The following is a 15,330-nucleotide window of genomic DNA, read 5'->3' as shown; positions in this document are numbered from 1 at the left end:
ACGATGCAAGCCGACAAGCAGTTGTCCACGGAGATCGACGCCAACGTGCCCACGGCCGCGCGCATGTACGACTACTACCTGGGTGGCAAGGACAACTACGCGGCCGACCGGGCGGCGGTCGGGGAACTCGACAAGGTCGTCCCCAGTACCCGCCGGCTCGCGCTGAACAACCGGCGCTTCCTGCACCGGGTGGTGAGGACTCTGGCGGAGGAGTACGGCATCCGCCAGTTCCTGGACCACGGCTCCGGCCTGCCCACACAGGACAACGTGCACCAGGTCGCGCAGCGCGTCGCCCCCGACTCCCGCGTCGTCTACATAGACAACGACCCGATGGTGCTGGTCCACGGTCGGGCGCTGCTCGACCAGAACGACCGGACCGCCGTCATCCACGCCGACATGCGTGCGACGGAGGAGATCCTCTCCCACCCGGACACCCGGCGCCTGATCGACTTCTCGCAGCCGGTGGCCGTGCTGTTCAACTCGGTCTTCCACTGCATCCCGGACAGCGACACCGACGGTCCGGAGGCGGTCGTCCGCCGTGTGACCGAGCGGCTGGTGCCCGGGAGCTACGCGGTGATGTGCCAGCTGGTCAGCGAGGACGCCGAGGTGCGGAAGTACGTCACGGACTTCATGAACCAGGTGACGCGGGGAAGCTGGGGCCGGGTGCGCGAGCCGAAGGACGTCGAGGCCCTCTTCGAAGGCATGGACATCATGGATCCCGGCCTGGTGGAGGTCTCCACCTGGCGTCCGGACAGTGAGGTGGTGCCACGCCAGCTCACCGACGAGTGGATCGAGTTCGGCGGTCTGGGCCGCCTCCGCTAGTGGAGTACACGCCGACGCGTGCACCGGGGCATGCGCGAGGCGCGCGGCCCCGCTCCGCCGACGTCGCTTGGCTACTTCGCGGGGTAGCGCTGCTCCATCGTCTCGCGCAGCAGCTCCAGTGACTCGCGCGGCGTCAGCGCTTCGTCGGCCAGGCGGTCCAGCGCGACCCGGTACTCCTCGGTCTCGTCGCGGTCCTCGAGGAAGTTGGCGCTCTTGATGTGCTCCAGATAGACCACGTCGGGCAGATCGATGCCCCCGAAGCGCAGATAGGTGACGGGTATCGCGGGTGCCGACGCGTTCGTCACGTCCAGCGGCACGATCTGCAGCGTCACATGGGGTTGTCCGGCCATCTCGACGAGGTGCGTGAGCTGTTCCCGCATGACCTCGCGGCTGCTCAGCACACGCAGGAGTACGGACTCGTCGATGATCGCCCAAACCTGCGGGGCATCGCCGCGGCGCAGCAACTCGGCGCGGCGCATGCGCAGTTCGACCCGACGCTGGACCTCACCCGCCGACGCGTTCGGCAGGCCCCGCTGGACCACGGCCCGGGTGTAGGCCGCCGTCTGGAGCAGGCCGGGGACGTACTGGATCTCGAAGGTCCGGATGGTCGCCGCGGCCTCCTGCAGGCCGACCAGACGGTCGAACCACTCGGGCATCAGACGTTTGTCGTACCGCTGCCACCAGCCCGGTTCACCGGCGCGCCGCAGCAGTTTGACCAGTACCGAGGCCTCGTAGGCGTCGGTGCCGTACCGCTCCAGCAGCGCGCGGACGTCGGTCTCCGTCGGGGGCCTGCGGCCCTTTCCCGACTCGATGCGGGAGAGCTTCGCCGCGCTGAACCCGAGCTCGCGTGCCGCCTGCTCCTGGGAGAGCCCGGCATCCTCACGGAAGCCCGCCAGCTGAACACCGATGAGCATCTTCAGCAGAGTCGGAGCCGGCTCGGCCCGGTCCAGATAGGGCTCGAGACGGGAGAGGCGATGCGATTCGGCGGACATCCTGGCTCCCAGCAGAGCGGCAGACTTGAGAAACCACACTATCTCATCGCCTCGGCGGCCGCTGCATATGCCGCTGAAAGACGGGCGGTTGGCCTCGGGCCGCGACGGCCGACGCTCCTCGGTGACCACTCCCGCCTCACAGCAGGTGGTCGAACTCGCCCTCCTTCGCCCCGGCGAGGAAGGCGGCCACCTCGGCGGAGGTGTAGACGAGCGCAGGACCGTCGGGATCACGGGAGTTGCGCATCGCTATGCCTCCGTCCACGAGGGCGACCTCTACGCAGTTGCCCTCGGCGTTGCTGTGCCGGCTCTTCGTCCAACAGGCGTTCAGCGAGCTGGCCTGCACTCCGTTGCGCACTGGTGGCACCGCGGTCTCCTTGTTGTGCGGGGGAGTCGGGTCGGGTTCTGTCGGTCCCCGCGCGCTCCCGTCCGATTTCTTTCGCGCAATTTCTCGTGCAATTGCACGCGAGCGCTGTCAGCGTGGATAATAGCCGTGGCGTCAACCCCCTGGTTGGCGGCCCGTTCTGACGTCGCATCAGGGAGATGCCGTGCCGTTACCTGCGCATCCAACACTCCGGCCGCCCGGCGAACCCGCGTCGGAGGCAGGCGTGGCGAGCCGGTTCGCGAGGCTTCCGTGTGCGGCGCGATCGGCCGCCGACCGGGACGGGGGGCGGTTCCCCGCCTCGCGTGGGGAGCGCTGCGCGCCGGGCGACGGACTCGCTTCGGTGGTCCCTCGTATCGTGTGCGGGGGCGAGGTGTCCGCCCGGGTCCGCCCGCGGGGCACTCGGGGCGGCCGGTCCTTCGGCCGGTACGCCGACCTCGTGTTCACCCGGCTCGCTCCCGACGCCGGGGCGAACGCCGGCCCGGAGGCGACGCCCGGCACGCTCGAAGCCGGGCCCGGACTCGCTCCGGACTCCGGCCGTCAGGCGCCGGCCGTCTCCGATCACGGCGGCAACGCGTCCGTGTTCACCCCGTCCGGCGGTTCCGCGCCCCAGGAGCACGGACGCGGCCCGCACCGCGTCGACGCCCTCGCGGAGACACGGGGCCCGACCCCGGGGGCTCCGGCGCCCAGGATCCTCCGGGGCAAGTCGCCGACCCGTCCCCTCACCTGACCCGACTGCCGCGGAAGGGCCCCACACCATGCGCAGCGCTCCGACACCCGAGCCGAGCACCCAGCGCACCGACCGTCATACACAGCCGCCCGGCTCGTCCCGGCCCGCCGCGCCCCTGGCGGGGCTGGACGGCGTGCCCTGGAGCGAGATCCAGGACTCCAGCGGCTCGGCCGCGGCCATTCCCCGGCTGCTGCGCAAGGTCGCCCTGGGTGACGCGGAAACCGCCGGCGCAGCCCTCGGCGATCTGCGGAAACGCATCTGCCAGTACGGCTTCGTCGTGGAACAGGCGACCGCCGCCACCGTTCCCTTCCTGTGGGAACTGGCGCAGCGGCCCCAGGTGAGCTGCCGGGCACAGATCATCCAGCTGCTCAAGAACATCGCGGACGCCCGGCAGTGGGAGACCACCGCCACCGTCTACCCCAAACTGCTCAACCACCGGGAGAACCCCGTGGCATGGGAGCGCGCGGCACGGCAGGCCGTCCGTGACCGCCGCGGTGAGCTGGATCGGCTGCTGGCCGAGGACGACAACGAGATCACGCGGGCCACGACCGAACTGGCCCGCACACTCGGAGACTAATCCGGCACGGCGGCGGATCGAGATCCGCACTCGGAGACCGAGACCCGCGCCCTCCACGGGGGAGAAGGCGCGGGTCTCCTTCCGGCGTACCGCGACGTGCCGACGTAGCGCCGCATCGACGCCGTGCGACGTACCGGCTTGACGCATCGACGTTCTGCCACGTACCGACACATTGACGTACCGCGACGTACCGGCCTGCGGGACGGTGTGGCGTACTCCTTGCCGAAGAGGTAGGAAAGCGCGGGAAGAAAGCGCTTGCCCCACTCGGTCACCAGGAGGACCACGTCGATGGCGTCGCCGCCCGAAAAACCGCTCGACCACCGCTACCGGGGCGAACACCCCATACGCACGCTCGTCTACCTGTTCCGCGCCGACCGCCGCCGCCTGGCCGGGGCGGTCGCCGTCTTCACCGTCAAGCACAGCCCCGTCTGGCTGCTGCCCCTCATCACCGCGTCCATCATCGACACCGTCGTCCAGCACGGTCCGATCGGCAACCTGTGGACCAGCACCGGGATCATCATGTTCATCCTGGTGGTCAACTACCCGCTGCACCTGCTGTACGTCCGCCTCCTGTACGGCAGCGTGCGCCGCATGGGCACCGCTCTGCGCTCCGCGCTGTGCACCCGCATGCAGCAGCTCTCCATCGGCTACCACTCGCGCGTCAGCGCCGGCGTCCTGCAGGCCAAGGTCGTGCGGGACGTGGAGACGGTGGAGCAGATGGTCCAGCAGACCGCCGAGACGGGGCTCGGCGCGTTCACCGTGCTCACCGGCGGCCTCGTCATCATCGCCGTGCGCACACCGGAGTTCCTGCCCGTCTTCCTCGTCGTCGTCCCCGCCGCCTCCCTCCTCGTGGCCCGGCTCCGCGCCCGGCTGCGCACCCACAACGAACACTTCCGCCACGAGGTCGAGGCGCTCTCCTCCCGGGTCACGGAGATGACCCGGCTCATCCCCGTCACCCGCGCCCACGGCCTGGAGGGCAAGGCGTTGCGCCGCATGGACGGCACCCTGGACCGCCTGCTGACCTCCGGCAACCGCCTGGACCTGGTCAACGGCCGCTTCGGCTCGCTGTCCTGGGTCGTGCTCAACGTGGTCGGCGTGCTGGTCCTCGCGGGCGCCGCGCTGATCTCGTACTACGACGTGTGGGGAGTCACGGCGGGTGACGTCGTCATGCTCAGCGCCTTCCTGACCACCCTCACCAACTCCACGACAACGTTGGCAGGGCTGGCCCCGGTCATCACCAAGGGGCTGGAGTCCGTCCGTTCGGTCGGCGAGGTGCTGCAGGCTCCCGAGCTGGAGGACAACGAGGGCAAGGCAGAGCTCACCTCGCTGCGCGGAGCCGTCACCTTCGAGGGCGTCGGGCACGTCTACGAGAACGACGGGCGGCCCGCGGTCAGCGACTTCACGCTCGCGGTCCGGCCCGGCGAGACCATCGCGCTGGTGGGCGCGTCCGGGGCGGGCAAGTCCACCGTGCTCAACCTGGTCATCGGCTTCCTGCGGCCGACCTCGGGCCGGCTGCTGCTCGACGGCACCGACATGAACACCCTCGACCTGCGCACGTACCGGCGCTTCGTCTCGGTGGTGCCGCAGGAGTCGATCCTGTTCGACGGCACGATCCGGGAGAACGTCGCCTACGGCATGGACGACGCGGACGAGGAGACGGTACGGGCCGCACTGCGCGACGCCAACGCGCTGGAGTTCGTGGACCGGCTGCCGCAGGGCCTCGACACCCTGGTCGGAGAGCACGGCGCACGGCTCTCCGGGGGCCAGAGACAGCGCCTGGCCATCGCCCGGGCCCTGATACGGGACCCCAAGGTGCTCATCCTGGACGAGGCCACCTCGGCGCTGGACACCCGCTCGGAGGCGCTCGTCCAGCAGGCGCTGGCCCGGCTGCTGCGCGGACGCACCACGTTCGTCGTGGCGCACCGGCTGTCCACCGTGCGGGGCGCGGACCGGATCGTGGTGATGGGTGACGGCCGGATCGAGGAGACCGGCACCCACGAGGAACTCCTGGGCCGGGGAGGGGCGTACACGGCACTGCACAGCGGCCAGGTCGCCTGACGGGCGCTTCGGCGTCCCGGCGGACCCGCGTCCCGGCGGACCCGCGTCCCGGCGGACCCGCGTCCCGGCGGACCGGTGTCCCGGCGGCCCCGCGGTCCGGCGGTCCGCGCCTCGGACATCCGGCCCCGGCCGGTGCCGTGTCGACAGCCCGGTGGTGAGGTCCGCCGGTCGGGCCGGCCTCCTCCTCGTGCAGGGGAGGCCTCCCGACCGGACAGGAAGCGACGAAATTTCGTCAATTGCGAGCAAGGGTGCGCACGGTGTGAATGCTGCGGGCGGGTTCGGGCATACGCAGCGAAACTCGAGAGAGGGGCGCTTCGTGCTCGAACCGGACCCGAAGGTCGTCAGGAAGTTGCTGACGCGGTACGCGTCACTGCGGATCGCTCAGGCGGAGGGGGAGAGGCCGGCGGCGGCGCGCGAGCTGGCGGACGTCAGCTACACGCTGTGCGTGATGATGGCGACGACCGGCATCCACGACGCGGTGGCCAAGGCGGACGCGCTGCTGCTCGCCAAAGGGCGGACGCCGGGCGCCGTCCGCGCGGCGGAACCGGACGGGGAGAGCGGCTTGTCGCTGGCCGTGTGACACCGCGTACCCGGGCCCGCCTCGAGGATCGGACCGACGGCTCCGGGCCGATCCGCAAGGCGGGCCCTACGCGCGGCCCGCCGGGGTGGCCGGCTTCCCGTGGAACGCCGCGCGGTAGGCGTTCGGAGTGGTGCCGACCACCCGGCGGAACCGCTCCCGGAAGGCGGTGGGGGAGCCGAACCCCGCCTGCCGCGCGATCCGTTCGATCGGGTGGTCGCCGTTCTCCAGCAGGTACTGCGCGCGCCGCACCCGGGCCCGCAGCAGCCACTGCAGCGGCGTGGTGCCCGTCTGTTCGCGGAACCGGCGGCTGAGGGTGCGCTCGCTCATGCCCGAGCGCGCCGCCATCGCCCCGAGGGTGACCTCCTCGGCCAGGTTGTCCTCGATCCACTCCAGCAGCGGTTCCAGGTCCGAGCCCCGCGGCACGGGCGGACGCTCGTGCACGATGAACTGGGCCTGCCCGCCCTCCCGTTCCAGCGGTACGACGCACATCCGGGCGGCATGCGCGGCGACGGCCGACCCCAGGTCCCGGCGGATCATGTGCAGGCACATGTCCAGGCCGGCGGCGGCCCCCGCCGAGGTGAGGATCTGCCCGTTGTCGACGTAGAGCACGTCCGGCTGCACCTCGACGCGCGGGTAGCGGCGGGCCAGTTCCGCCGCGGCGATCCAGTGGGTGGTGGCCCGCAGCCCGTCCAGCAGCCCGGCCTCCGCGAGGACGAAGGCGCCCACGCACACCGAGGCGATCCGCGTGCCGGCACCGGCCGCCCGCCGCAGCGCCGCGAGAACACGGTCCGAGGGCGGGCCGTGCTCCTCGGAGCGGCCCGGCACGATGATCGTGTCGGCGGACTCCAGTGCCTCCAGACCCCGGTCGATACGGAGGGCGAGCCCGTCCGTGCGCACCTCGGGCGACTCCGCGCACAGGCGGACCCGGTACGGGCTGCGCCCGTCGGGCAGCCGCGTCCAGTCGAACGTCTGCATGGGCGCCGCCATGTCGAACGGCACCACGTCGTCGAGGACCAGGATCACCACCGAGTGCATGGCCGCCACGATAGGCCGGTTCCCGCCGGGCACAGAACCCCCGGCACAGCCCCTGTTCCGCCTCGTTGCGCGGGGCACCTCCTGGTGAGGGCGTTGGCGAGAATCCGTTGGAATCTGTCGTTTCAGCCGCTGTGCGATCATCCGGCCGCTTCCTAACGTGGCTCCCACCGCATCGCCCGTCACTTGCCTTCCGGAGCCCCGACCGATGACCAAGATCCTGCTGTCCCTCCACGTCCTGGCCGCCATCATCGCCGTCGGGCCCGTCACCGTCGCGGCCAGCATGTTCCCGCCGGCCGCCCGACGGGCGGTGGTGGCGCTGCCCGAGGGGGCCGGGGGCGGCACCGGCGCGGGGGACGTGGGCACCGTCCGGCTGCTGCACCGCATCTGCCGGGTCTACGCCGGCCTCGGCATCGCGGTGCCGGTGCTCGGCTTCGCCACCGCGGCGGCGATGGGTGTCCTGGGGGACGCGTGGCTCATCACGTCCATCGTCCTGACCGCGGCCGCCGCCGGCATCCTGGTCGCTCTCGTGCTGCCCCGCCAGGAGGAGCTCCTGGAGCAGCTGACCGACCGGCAGCCCGTCGAGCGCGCCCGTACGGCCCGGCTCGCCATGTTCACCGGCCTGTTCAACCTGCTGTGGGCCACGGTCACGGTCCTCATGATCGTCCGGCCCGGCTCCACGACCGGCGCGTGAGCGGCCGTCACCTCCTGGACCGAATGGACACGACCGGGTGGGCGGACGCCTAGACTGCTCAGTCGCGCCTCCGTACGGGGGCGGACGACACGAAAGGCACGTTGACGGGTGTTCCAGGATTCCCCCATCTACGACCGACTCGTCGCCGAACGCGGTGACGTTCCCGAGCAGGTGCGCCGGGACGCCGAGCGCGTGAGCAGGGAGCTGGAGGTTGTCATGCGCCCGTTGCGCTCACCCGGCCACCTGCCCGGCGCCGAACGGCAGCCCTCCCCGGGCGCCGGCTGGCAGCGCACCGCCCTGCTGCCCGGCCCGCGTCCGCACTGAGGGCGACGGCCGGGCGCGGTCCCGGCCTCACCCGACGGCCGTGGTGCCCGGGTCGCCCCCGACCACCGGGTCCTCGGCGCCGGGCCGGGCCAGCCACTCGGCGATGGTGCGGGCGATCGGCTGACCCGTGTCCACCTCGACGAAGCCGAACTGCCCCGACTGGTTGCACTCCAGGAACCACCAGGTGCCGTCGCCGTCCTCGGCGAAGTCGAGGGCGCCGTAGGCCAGTCCCGCCGCTCGGACGTAGGCGCGGACGGCCTCTGCGACGCGGTACGGCACCTCGGCGGGCCGCCATGGTTCGGGGGACGACGCGAAGCGGACGTCCACGTCGTCGGCGTCCGGACCCGCGAGGGTCGTCTTGCGCGCGGCCAGCAACTCGTCGCCGACGACGGTGAGACGGATGTCGGCGCGCTTGGCGACCCGGCGCTGCAGCAGCGTCGGGCCGTGGGCGACGGCGGAGAAGTCGGCCTCCGGGGAGACCCTGCTGGTCGGTACCGCCCGGGGCGGGTCCTGCGGGTGCGCGCCCGAGACGGGCTTGACCACCAGATCCGGGTAACGCTCCGCGAACTCCCGTGCCGCCCGCGGAAACGTCGTGATCAGCGTGGCCGGCACGGGCAGCCCGCACTGCTGCGCGAGACGCAGCTGCCAGGGCTTGTACCGGGCCCGGTGCGCCGCGTCGGGCTGGTTCATCCAGCGCGCGCCGCAGCCGCGGAGCATGCCGTAGAGCGCCTGCCCGGACTCCTCGGTCAGCCAGGCGGAGGGCTCGGCGGCACGCGTGGCCGCGCCGCCCGGCCTGCGTACCCAGACGGACCGCAGCCCGCCGATGCTCACCAGGCGGCCCCCCGAGGACAGATGGCCCCGGAAGGCGCCGTGCACGAACTCGCCGGAGAGCGCGACGGTGTCGGTCAGGTCGGCGGGGTCCAGGCGGACCACCGGCACGCCCGACGCGTTCAGGTGCACGACCACCATGTCCGCGGTGACGTCTTCTTCACAGGTGAGGATCAACACAGTCATTGTCGACGGCCCGTGTTCAGTCGTCGAAGTGAGTCTTCGATCCCGCGGTGGAGGTCGTTGTCCCCAGTTCTCTCAGTAGCGCGTGGTCACAGGCGGCCACCCGCCCGTCCAGGAGCACGTTCAACTGCAGCCCGGAGTCGTAGACGTAGGGAGCCGTGGCTTCCAACTCCACTGCCGGCCGTGCGTAGTTGAGCGCGAACGGTTGCATCGTCTCTCCCTGGTCGGTGCTGCGCCGATCAGGCGAAGGTCCTTGTGCCCCGTCGCCTGGTCCGCCGACTTCCTTCGGCTTCCAGAGACTTATACGAATCGAACGGGTGAATGGTTTCCTTACGCAGCGTAGTCATGGGGCGGGCCGGTGCCCTTCCGCCCGTCCGCGGCGCCCCGGCGCCGGCCGAGAGAGCCGCGCGCCGAGCGCAGAGCGAGGAGCAGTACACCGACGTCGTCCAGGTAGACCGGATCGGGCACCAGGTCCGCCGGCAGCACCAGATAGAGGACGGCGCCCCAGAAGACCCACCGGGGACCCGTGGGCAGACCGGCTCGTTGGAGGTCCCGCCGGGTGCGGACCAGCCGCACCAGAACGCCGACCGCCGTCGCGAGGACGACCGCCGCGAGCAACACCGCCGCGGTGATCACCACTGTCGTCGTATCCACCCCGCCCCTCCTTAGGACGCGCGGTACGCGCCTGTTCTCTTCTCTCGGATGCCCGTTCGGCGCGGCGACAAGACCAGGAGGGCGGGTCTCTCATCCCTGTGGCCCACTCCAGTGGCACGGTGCGGTGGACGTGCTTAGTAATGGTCAGCACAGAGCGCGAGTCGCATGTCGGGGACGCAGGGCGGCCGCACCCCCACCCACACGGAGAAATCATGACTACCGGCTCTTCATCACCCCGTTCGCCCGAGTACGCCATATCCGCCGTGGACCTGCCCAACGGGGAGACGACCACGGCCACCGGCACGCACCCGGTGCACCCGCCGGGCGCGTCGGCCGACGCCGAGGCTCCGGCCGTTCACTCCTCGGCCGCCCGTGCGCCCGCCCCTCAGCAACCCGCCCACCGAGAACCCGCCCCTCAGGAACCCGTCCCCCAGGCCCCCACGGCGGCCCCCGCAGCACAGGCCCCCGCAGCACAGCCCCCCGCACCGCAGGAACCCGCGCCCGTCCCACAGGAGCCTTTCGGGCAGGAACCTTTGGTTCAGGAGCCCTCCGCCCAGGAGCCCTTCGCCCAGGACCCCTCCGGCCAGGAACCCGCCGCCCCCGACGAAGCCGTGCGGGAGTACGGCGATCCCGTCGGCGACCTGGTCCGTGCCGCCGTGGCCGACCGGCCCCTGGAAGAGATCGTCGACCTGATCACGATGCTGGAGCAGTCCCCGCAGCACGCGCAGGCCACGATCGACACGCTCCGCGCGGTCGGCGTGAACCGGTCCGTGGAGGACGTCACCCGGCTGGTCGGCCTGCTGACCCGGCCGCCGCGTCACTCGAACAGCGCGGACGAGGCGATCCGGGCCGCGGCGGAGTGCCGCTCGGTGGAGGAGGTGACCCGGCTGATGGAACTGCTGCACCGCACTCCCCTGGAACCGCACTGCGGGCACGAGGCCGTACGGGCCGCCGCCACCGGCCGGCCCGTCGAGGAACTGGTCGAGCTGATCGGCCGGCTGGCCGAGGACGGACGGGTACGCCCGGACAGTCCCGGCGCCCGGCAGCTGCGGGCGGCCCTGGACGGGATCGGCGAGGACGACGGACCCGAGCCTGACACCCGACCGGCGGGACTGGCCGGCGCGTTCGCCGTGGCCAACCGCGGCCGCGGACGTCGAAGGACACCGCGCCCGGCCCGCAGGACACCGGGCCGGGGACAGGTCCTGGACGAGGATCACCCCCCGCGTGACCACGACCGTACGGCGCGCCGGTCCGCCCGGGGCGCGGCCTGGCCGGCCTGGCTCACCGTCGCGGTCCTGGCCGGGTGCGGCGTGGCCTACTTCCCGCTGCACCAGAGCGGCGCCTCCGTCCGCGTCTACGGGGCCGCCCTCTGCCTGTCGGCGCTCTGCCTGACGCTGGCCCTGCTGCTGACCGTGCGGCCCGCCGTACCGCTGCTCGCCGCGGCGGTGGTGGGACCGGCGGCGCTGGCCGTTGCCAAGCTCTACGGCAGCGCGACACCGTCGGCGCGCGTGTCCCGGGCCATGGACCTCACGTTGGCGCCCACCTGGATCGCCGTCGCGGTCGCCGTGCTGACGTCGCTGATCGCGCTCATGGCCCTGCGCGTACGAGTGGCCTCGCAGGCGCCCGCCAAGCGCTGGCCGGCCCACCCGGCGGCCGGAGCGAGCGGCGCCGTGGACTGACCGCCGGGCGTCCTTCGCACGCCACGTGGCCGGCACCGGACATCCGGCGCCGGCCACGTGCCGCGCTCACGTCCCCAGCATGCCCGCGGGATGCCCGTGTTCGAGCAGACCGGTGAGCACCCGGTCCGGAGTGAGCGGCAGTTCCCGGAAGCGGATGCCGGTGGCGTGGTGGACGGCGTTGCCGACGGCCGCCGCCGAGCCGACGATGCCGATCTCGCCGATCCCCTTGCTGCCCATGGGGTTGAGGTGGGTGTCGTCCTCGTCGACCCAGTGCGCCTCCACGGACGCCACGTCGGCGTGCGCGGGCACGTGGTACGAGGCCAGGTCGGACTCGGCGAAGTCGCCGAACGCCGGGTCCACCGTGCTGTCCTCGGTCAGCGCCATGCCCAGGCCCATCGTCATGCCCCCGATGAACTGCGAGCGGGCCGTACGGGCGTTGAGGATGCGCCCCGCCGCGAAGACGCCCAGCAGCCGCGTCACCCGTACCTCACCGGTGACCGTGTCCACGGTGACCTCGGCGAAGTGCGCGCCGAACGCGTGGCGTGCGAAGGGGCTCTCGGCGTCGGCGGCACCGGAGGTGTCCACGTCGGCCGCGATCCCCCCGTCGGGCAGCGGCCCCGAGTGCTCGGCCAGCCGGCCGGTCAGCCGGACGCACGCCTCGTGGACGGCCCACCCCCAGGAGGCGGTGCCGGAGGAGCCGCCGGCCATGGGCGCGAAACCGATGTCGCTGTCGGCGACGTCGATACGGACCCGGTCCAGCGGGACGCCGAGGGCGTCGGCCGCGATCTGGGAGCAGACCGTCCGGGCGCCCGTACCGATGTCGGTGGCGTTGACGCGCACCAGGAAGCCGCCGTCGGGCAGGGCCCGCGCCGAGGCGGCGCAGGGCGAGACCATGACCGGATACGTGGCCGCGGCCACGCCGGTGCCGACCAGCGGGGGACCGGCGCCGCCGGCCCCGGGGCGCGGATCGCGGTCCTCCCACCCGAAGCGGCGGGCACCCTCGCGCAGACACTCCACCAGATGCCTGCTGCTGAAGGGCTTGCCGCTGTCGGGCTCGGTGTCCGGCTCGTTGCGGATCCGCAGTTCCACCGGGTCCATGCCGAGTTCGACGGCCAGTTCGTCCACCGCGGACTCGAGCGCGTACATGCCGGGGCACTCGCCGGGGGCGCGCATCCAGGACGGTGTGGGCACGTCCAGCGGCGTGACGCGGTGGAGCGTGCGCAGGGCGGGGGTGGCGTACATGACGCGCGCCGGGACCGCCGCCTGTTCCACGAACTCCTTCACGCGGGAGGTGTGCGTCGTCACCTCGTGGACGACGGAGGTGAGCCGTCCGCCGGCGTCGGCGCCCAGGCGCAGCCGGTGCAGGGTCGGCGCGCGGTGGCCGATGACGGCGGGCAGGTAGCGGCGCGGCAGCGCGACGGTGACCGGACGGCCGGTCTCCCGCGCCGCCATCACGGCCAGTACCACGTCGGGTCGGGGTGTGCCCTTCGAGCCGAAACCGCCGCCCACGTGTTCCGACCGGACCGTGATCCGGTCCTCGGGAAGCCCGAACAGCCTGGCGAGTTCCGTGCGTACGGCGCTGGTGCCCTGGCTGGAGGAGTGCACCGTCAGCCGGTCCCCTTCCCACCACGCCGTGCTGGTGTGCGGTTCCATCGGGTGATTGTGCAGGGGTGGTATCCGGTACTCGACGTCGACGCGCGTCGGCGAGGAGGCGAAGGCACCGTCGGGGTCGCCGTGTCCGCTGACGGCCGGGAACCCCCCGTTGGCGGACTCCGGGACGTACGCCTCCGGATGCGGGGCGGTGAGCGTCACGTCGTGGCTCTCCGCCTCGTACGTGACACGGACGGCGGCGGCACCGGCCCGCGCCGCCTCCAGTGTCTCGGCCACCACCAGGCCCACGAACCAGCCCCGGTGCGGGACGTGCGGGCTCTGCAGCAGGGCCAGGGTGGGGTCGTCCGGGTCCCCGAGCCGGGGCGCGTTCTCGTGCGTGAGCACCGCCAGTACGCCCGGAAGGGCCAGCGCGGGAGCGGTGTCGACGCCGGTCACCCGGCCCCGCGCGACCGCCGCCGGGACGGGCCAGGCCTGGGCGCGCCCGGGGGCGTCGAACTCGGCGGCGTACCGGGCGGTGCCGGTGACCTTCTCCCGTCCTTCCCGGCGCTCGACTGGAGCGCCCAGGACGGTCTCGGTGCCGGTCATGGAGTCCTCCTCGTGGACGCCGGGGTCAGGTCGTGGCCGGCGGGGCGAGCCGGCCCAGTACGTCCAGGGCCAGCCGGCGGGCCAGCGGCACCTTGTAGGCGTTGTCCCGCAGCGGCTCGGCGGCGGCCAGTTCCAGGTCGACGGCGTGCTCGAACGCCGCCGTCGTGGGCGCCGCGCCCACCAGCGCGTCCTCGGCCCGCCGCGCCCGCCAGGGCCGGTGCGCCAGCGCGCCGAACGCGATCCCGGCGCGGTCCACCACCCCGTCCTTCAGGTGCAGGACGGCGGCGACGGACGCCAGGGCGAACGCGTACGACGCCCGGTCGCGGGCCTTCCGGTACGCCGACGGCAGTCCGGCCGTGGCGGACGGCAGGAGCACGCCGGTGATCAGCTCGCCGGGGTGGATCTCCGTGTCCCGCTCCGGATGCTGCCCGGGCAGCCGGTGGAAGTCGGCGGCGGTCACGCTCCGGGTGCCCTCGGGGCCGTGCAGCTCCACGCGCGCGTCCAGGGCGGCGAGCGCCACCGCCATGTCCGAGGGGTGGGTGGCGATGCACTGCTCGGAGTGACCGAGCACGGCGTGGTCGCGGTGGACGCCCTCCAGCGCCCCGCAGCCGGTGCCGGGCTCCCGCTTGTTGCAGGGCTTGGAGAGATCCTGGAAGTAGGGGCAGCGGGTGCGTTGCAGCAGGTTGCCGCCCGTGGTGGCGGAGTTGCGCAACTGTCCCGAGGCGCCCGCCAGCAGAGCCTGGGAGAGAGCGGGGTAGCGGTCGCGGACGGCGGGGTGGGCCGCGAGGTCGCTGTTGCGGACCGTGGCGCCGACGCGCAGCGCGCCGTCGGGCAGCTCCTCCACCGCGTCCAGCGGCAACCGGGTGACGTCGACGAGGGCGGCGGGCGTCTCCACGCCGAGCTTCATCAGGTCGACGAGGTTGGTGCCGCCGCCGAGGTAGCGGGCGCCGGGGTGGGCGGCGAACGCGTCGGTGGCCTCCTCGACGCTGCCGGCCCGTACGTAGGCGAAGGGCTTCACGGGATCACGTCCTCGACCGCGTCGGCGATGCGCGGATACGCACCGCACCGGCACAGGTTGCCGCTCAGCCGCTCCCGGATCTCCTCCCGGTCCAGCGCGACGGACTCGCCGGAGGGCGTCCGGGGGTCGGTGACGTGGGACGGGTGCCCGGCCGCGGCCTCGGCGAGCACGCCGACCGCGGAGCAGATCTGGCCCGGGGTGCAGTACCCGCACTGGAAGGCGTCGCGCTCCAGGAACGCCCGCTGCACCGGATGCAGTTCCTCGCCGTCCCCGGCGAGACCCTCGACGGTGGTGATCTCGCAGCCGTCCAGGGCGACGGCGAACAGCAGGCAGCTGTTGACGCGCCGCCCGTCCACCAGGACCGTACAGGCGCCGCACTGCCCGTGGTCGCAGCCCTTCTTGGCGCCCGCGAGCCCGAGATCCTCTCTCAGGAGGTCCAGCAGGACCCGGCGGTGGTCGACGGTGAGGGTGTGCGGTTTTCCGTTGACGTGGAGTGTGGTCTGTGAACGGGACGACTCCGGTGGTGAAGAGGGGGCGGCGCCCTCGTGCTGGCTGACCATGGCGTCGGTGACCTTCCGGGACGG

At 72.6% G+C, this 15,330-nt stretch carries 17 protein-coding genes; 8 read left to right on the top strand and 9 right to left on the bottom strand.

What is annotated here, in order from left to right; genetic code table 11:
• The first annotated feature begins 3 nt into the window (after nucleotides 1-3).
• Nucleotides 4-822 (top strand): SAM-dependent methyltransferase, encoded by an 819-nt coding sequence (locus tag ACZ7G3_RS19400; protein WP_426597707.1) that lies wholly within the window; start codon nucleotides 4-6, stop codon nucleotides 820-822.
• 71 nt (nucleotides 823-893) lie between these two features.
• Here the strand turns inward: ACZ7G3_RS19400 and ACZ7G3_RS19395 are convergent, their stop codons facing one another.
• Together ACZ7G3_RS19395 and ACZ7G3_RS19390 are read right to left on the bottom strand one after the other, a co-directional pair.
• Nucleotides 894-1,814 (bottom strand): helix-turn-helix domain-containing protein, encoded by a 921-nt coding sequence (locus ACZ7G3_RS19395; protein ID WP_426597706.1) that lies wholly within the window; start codon nucleotides 1,812-1,814, stop codon nucleotides 894-896.
• Nucleotides 1,815-1,950: 136 nt separating this feature from the next.
• Nucleotides 1,951-2,178: a DUF397 domain-containing protein gene (locus tag ACZ7G3_RS19390; RefSeq protein ID WP_426597705.1), complete on the bottom strand. Its 228-nt coding sequence runs from the start codon at nucleotides 2,176-2,178 to the stop codon at nucleotides 1,951-1,953.
• Nucleotides 2,179-2,536: 358 nt separating this feature from the next.
• On the opposite strand from ACZ7G3_RS19390, the gene ACZ7G3_RS19385 reads away from it, so the two are divergent.
• The 4 genes from ACZ7G3_RS19385 to ACZ7G3_RS19370 all read left to right on the top strand — a co-directional run bounded on the left by ACZ7G3_RS19385 (nucleotide 2,537) and on the right by ACZ7G3_RS19370 (nucleotide 6,138).
• Complete coding sequence (locus tag ACZ7G3_RS19385) at nucleotides 2,537-2,923, top strand: ATP-binding protein (protein ID WP_470927018.1); 387 nt, start codon at nucleotides 2,537-2,539, stop codon at nucleotides 2,921-2,923.
• 28 nt (nucleotides 2,924-2,951) lie between these two features.
• Complete coding sequence (locus tag ACZ7G3_RS19380) at nucleotides 2,952-3,500, top strand: hypothetical protein (RefSeq protein ID WP_470927016.1); 549 nt, start codon at nucleotides 2,952-2,954, stop codon at nucleotides 3,498-3,500.
• Nucleotides 3,501-3,788: 288 nt separating this feature from the next.
• Complete coding sequence (locus ACZ7G3_RS19375) at nucleotides 3,789-5,558, top strand: ABC transporter ATP-binding protein (RefSeq protein WP_470927014.1); 1,770 nt, start codon at nucleotides 3,789-3,791, stop codon at nucleotides 5,556-5,558.
• 316 nt (nucleotides 5,559-5,874) lie between these two features.
• A complete protein-coding gene (locus tag ACZ7G3_RS19370) occupies nucleotides 5,875-6,138 on the top strand; it encodes a DUF5133 domain-containing protein (protein WP_426597701.1) in 264 nt (87 codons plus the stop codon).
• 66 nt (nucleotides 6,139-6,204) lie between these two features.
• Here ACZ7G3_RS19370 and ACZ7G3_RS19365 read toward each other — a convergent pair whose 3' ends face one another.
• Entirely contained in the window at nucleotides 6,205-7,173 is a 969-nt protein-coding gene (locus tag ACZ7G3_RS19365) for a GlxA family transcriptional regulator (RefSeq protein WP_470927012.1), read from the bottom strand.
• A gap of 205 nt (nucleotides 7,174-7,378) precedes the next feature.
• Between ACZ7G3_RS19365 and ACZ7G3_RS19360 the strand changes: the two genes are divergently transcribed.
• A complete protein-coding gene (locus ACZ7G3_RS19360) occupies nucleotides 7,379-7,864 on the top strand; it encodes a hypothetical protein (RefSeq protein ID WP_470927010.1) in 486 nt (161 codons plus the stop codon).
• A 108-nt stretch (nucleotides 7,865-7,972) separates the two neighbouring features.
• Nucleotides 7,973-8,188, top strand: a complete 216-nt coding sequence (locus ACZ7G3_RS19355; protein ID WP_210958264.1) for a hypothetical protein — start codon at nucleotides 7,973-7,975, stop codon at nucleotides 8,186-8,188.
• A gap of 27 nt (nucleotides 8,189-8,215) precedes the next feature.
• Here ACZ7G3_RS19355 and tgmB read toward each other — a convergent pair whose 3' ends face one another.
• The 3 genes from tgmB to ACZ7G3_RS19340 all read right to left on the bottom strand — a co-directional run bounded on the left by tgmB (nucleotide 8,216) and on the right by ACZ7G3_RS19340 (nucleotide 9,853).
• Nucleotides 8,216-9,202, bottom strand: coding sequence for an ATP-grasp ribosomal peptide maturase (gene tgmB / locus ACZ7G3_RS19350; protein WP_470927008.1), 987 nt, complete (start codon nucleotides 9,200-9,202; stop codon nucleotides 8,216-8,218).
• Between the two features lie 16 nt (nucleotides 9,203-9,218).
• Nucleotides 9,219-9,410 (bottom strand): putative ATP-grasp-modified RiPP, encoded by a 192-nt coding sequence (gene tgmA / locus ACZ7G3_RS19345; RefSeq protein ID WP_426518949.1) that lies wholly within the window; start codon nucleotides 9,408-9,410, stop codon nucleotides 9,219-9,221.
• 119 nt (nucleotides 9,411-9,529) lie between these two features.
• Entirely contained in the window at nucleotides 9,530-9,853 is a 324-nt protein-coding gene (locus ACZ7G3_RS19340; RefSeq protein ID WP_426597697.1) for a YkvA family protein, read from the bottom strand.
• 533 nt (nucleotides 9,854-10,386) lie between these two features.
• Between ACZ7G3_RS19340 and ACZ7G3_RS19335 the strand changes: the two genes are divergently transcribed.
• Nucleotides 10,387-11,532: a hypothetical protein gene (locus ACZ7G3_RS19335; protein ID WP_470927006.1), complete on the top strand. Its 1,146-nt coding sequence runs from the start codon at nucleotides 10,387-10,389 to the stop codon at nucleotides 11,530-11,532.
• A 66-nt stretch (nucleotides 11,533-11,598) separates the two neighbouring features.
• Here ACZ7G3_RS19335 and ACZ7G3_RS19330 read toward each other — a convergent pair whose 3' ends face one another.
• From ACZ7G3_RS19330 to ACZ7G3_RS19320, 3 genes are read right to left on the bottom strand one after another with little or no spacing between them, the layout of a single operon-like run.
• Nucleotides 11,599-13,728 carry a xanthine dehydrogenase family protein molybdopterin-binding subunit gene (locus ACZ7G3_RS19330; RefSeq protein ID WP_470927004.1) on the bottom strand — a complete coding sequence of 710 codons (2,130 nt, stop codon included), beginning with the start codon at nucleotides 13,726-13,728 and terminating at the stop codon, nucleotides 11,599-11,601.
• Between the two features lie 25 nt (nucleotides 13,729-13,753).
• Nucleotides 13,754-14,746, bottom strand: coding sequence for an FAD binding domain-containing protein (locus ACZ7G3_RS19325; RefSeq protein ID WP_470927002.1), 993 nt, complete (start codon nucleotides 14,744-14,746; stop codon nucleotides 13,754-13,756).
• A complete protein-coding gene (locus ACZ7G3_RS19320; RefSeq protein WP_470927139.1) occupies nucleotides 14,743-15,306 on the bottom strand; it encodes a (2Fe-2S)-binding protein in 564 nt (187 codons plus the stop codon). Before ACZ7G3_RS19320 ends, ACZ7G3_RS19325 begins: the two co-directional genes overlap by 4 nt.
• Nucleotides 15,307-15,330 lie beyond the last annotated feature (24 nt).

The sequence above is a fragment of the Streptomyces sp. NPDC037271 genome, from assembly GCF_055603605.1.
Note: the sequence above shows the minus strand (reverse complement) of the source record. Positions and strands in the feature narration are given on the sequence as shown.